This window comes from Mesorhizobium sp. P3_A9, assembly GCF_056402975.1.
Genome location: NZ_JBFUGJ010000608.1, coordinates 1 through 1,992, shown reverse-complemented (window position 1 = coordinate 1,992; position 1,992 = coordinate 1). Strand labels below are relative to the sequence as shown.

Here is a 1,992-nt window from a genome sequence, read left to right as displayed (position 1 = left end):
GAGCCCGGGGCTGACGAGGGAATGCTGCCGCTGGCTGACAAGGCGAGTGCCACGGATTTCATTGAAAGTTGCAGGGGTCTGAGGCTGTGGGCGCGGGAAGCCGCAGTCAAGCTGTGAAGCCGCGTCTTCAGGCTTGCAAAAGAAGGGCCCGCAAAGTGGGCCCTTCATTTTGCTGAATTTCTGACAGAGCACAGCTTCGAATGGTGTGCACATCGTGTCGGCGCTGACCGACGCAGCTTTTGCCGCTACGACTGCTCGCTCATGTGCGGTGAACGGTTGCTACGTTTCGCTGGTGACGTTAGGCACCTCGACGACGATTCGAACGCCGCGATCTAACCATTCGCGCTCGGTAGATCCTTGAAGCTGCCGCCGTATCGTAGCTTCGGCGATCACAGTGCCAAAGCCTGCCTTTCGGATGCCCGCAGGCGGCGGGCCTCCCGTTTCTTCCCAAACGAGCGCGAGCCCTTTGGTTTGCGGGATTTCGTTCCAACTGATTGCGACCTGGCCGGTGTCGTGCGAGAGCGAGCCATGCGACGCCGCGTTTACGGCGAGCTCATGAATGAACAACGCAAGCGGTTGGACCGCATGAGCTGCAAGCATGATCTCTGGGCCGCTCAAAACTGCCCGTGACGCCCCGTAGGGCTCTATCTGAGTGCGAATGGCCTCCCGTAGCGGAATCTGATGCCAGCCGCGCCGGGAAAGCAAGGTGTGGGCTCGGGCCAGAGATTGCACACGCTGCTGTACGGAGGCCGCATACAAGGCAGCGTCGTCCGATCGAGTAAGCCGAACGATGCTGTCGACAAGCGCAAGCACATTGTTGGCGCGATGGTCTACCTCTAGAAGAAGCCGGTGCTCGGAGTCTTCCAGAGACTGGATCCTGCGATAGTCTGTGCGGTCGATTTGAGAGCCGAAGTGATACACAACACGGCCGCTGTCATCGTGAATTGGGCTGAAATGGAGCTGGTTCCAGAAGGCAGATCCATCCTTGCGGTAGTTGAGGAGTTCGACACTGGCCGCGCGCTCCTCTCTTATCGCGGCTCGTATCTCGGAAAGGGCGATTTTGGATGTTGCCGGACCCTGCAGGAACCGGCAGTTTTTGCCGAGAACCTCTCCTGCATCGTATCCTGTTAATTTCAGAAAAGCTTCGTTTGCCAGGACTATAGGGTAATCCTGCTGGGTGGCATCGGTGACCACCATCGGCATGCGTGTCCGCTGAAACGCTGTGGCCGCCAACTCCTTGCGGTCTGGCAGCGCATCCGCCGTGACTGCGGCCGGCTGATCACCGTGAATATGGGACAGGTCTTTTTCGTCCATTAAGGCTTCCTTGGTACCGACTAAAACCTTGAACGTGAGAGGCGTTAAAGCGTTGCCGATCGTTGGCGAATTCGCTGCGGACGCCAATCTGGTCGCGACAATCGTTGACGAAGTTGACGCCTTCGGCCCGAGCGGTGGAACAAGGATCGGGGCCGCAAATTAACAGCAATCGAAATCCCGCGGGTGCCACAAGGGCACCGCCGGTCGCGGTTGATCTGGGTGGAGTATCAAGATGTCACACGAGGTAGAGGAGCGCCGCCTCAAGATGCTTATCGAGCAGTACGTCGAGGTGCGGAAGAAGCGGCACGATGTTGTGTCGGTGAGGCAGGCAGCATCGGCTGTCCTGACTGTCATGAAAGCCTGTCCGGTTTCCAGAAGCCAACTGAACGACATGATCGCCGCAAGCGCCGTGGCTCATGGCCTGGGTGTTGCGTTCGATGCGCAACAATCCTCTCCGCAATTTTCGATCTCGCGCTGACCCTACGGTGCGCGAGGAACCCATTGGCAGCAACGCAGTGCACATCTGCGTCGACATGCAGGCGATGTTCCGCGAGCCGTCGCAATGGTCGTTGCCATGGATGGACCGTGTGCTTCCCAGGATCGTAGATCTTTGCAGCACACAGCCGTCGAGATTGGTCTTCACGCGGTTTATACCGGCTAGGCGGCCCGGCGCCGGGC

General features: G+C 58.9%; 2 protein-coding genes. Both read right to left on the bottom strand.

All coding sequences use genetic code 11. The annotated features are described in order from the left end of the window. Window positions 1-279: 279 nt before the first annotated feature. Window positions 280-1,314 (bottom strand): blue-light-activated histidine kinase, encoded by a 1,035-nt coding sequence (gene lov / locus AC1DX0_RS35160; protein ID WP_477223789.1) that lies wholly within the window; start codon window positions 1,312-1,314, stop codon window positions 280-282. Window positions 1,315-1,549: 235 nt separating this feature from the next. Beyond that, window positions 1,550-1,992 (bottom strand): hypothetical protein (locus tag AC1DX0_RS35155; protein ID WP_477359029.1); only part of this gene is annotated, 443 nt, incomplete at its 5' end.

Bases quoted from the DNA above. Each gene is read 5' to 3' on its own strand.
- lov (WP_477223789.1), bottom strand. From the start codon at position 1,314: ATGGACGAAAAAGACCTGTCCCATATTCACGGTGATCAGCCGGCCGCA.